The organism is Vibrio sp. 2130-1, from assembly GCF_033339515.1.
Genome location: NZ_JAWOUT010000188.1, coordinates 1 through 779, shown reverse-complemented (window position 1 = coordinate 779; position 779 = coordinate 1). Strand labels below are relative to the sequence as shown.

The 779-nt window shown below is 41.5% G+C and carries 1 pseudogene; it reads left to right on the top strand.

The features are described from left to right. Positions 1 to 296 (top strand): annotated as a pseudogene (locus tag R7Q09_RS25075) (SgrR family transcriptional regulator); the annotation flags it as partial. Between the last annotated feature and the right edge of the window lie 483 nt (positions 297 to 779).

Sequence of the window (779 nt, the reverse complement as noted above, 5' to 3'; positions counted from 1 at the left end):
ATAGCCGTCGTGCGTCTGCGTTTAGCGACTTTTCTAGCAATGCTGTGCTTTACCACCCCTGCGGGGCGCAGAATGCGGCGTGGTTGGATGCTCAAATGGAAAATGTCCGTGCATTCTCACCGCTTGAAGATTACCTGAGCGCGTTAGAGCCGATCGCGTCCACATTGATTAGTGAATATTGGATTGCACCGATGTTCCACCATACTCAGACGCTACGTTTTCAAGGGATCTTGGAAGATGTCGCACTCACAAACTGGGGATGGCCAGACATTCGATCCGTTTGGTCTGCGGACTGATCAAAACCGCCTGAATGGCGGTTTTTTTGTGTCTGCAATTTGGTGAAAGCCAGTGACGTTTTTATTTCTTCGAGCCAACAAATGTGATGTTTATCTACGTTTGAGTGCGAGCCATCAAGAAATAGCTCGAAATGAACTTTGAAATTAATCACGAATTATATCGAGTCAATAGGTCTAATGTGATCTGATTTAAATAATGTAACTTTAAGAATATTGTCGAGAAAGTGATTTTATTCAAAATTCGTCTATTGACTTGTTGCTCAAATAAAATTTGTAGATTTTTTACGTGTGAAATTTTTGAGCACTGTCCATTTAAACAAATTGACAGGCTTTAAAGTGTGATTCGAAGCGCAAAAGTAGCTCGGTTGCGCGGTTGGGACTCTGTTATTGATAATTAACCCATCAGATGACGAACTGTTGATAGGGTTAAATATGCTGTACGAGTTAATCGACCATGAACTAGTAGATGTAATTAATGATCGC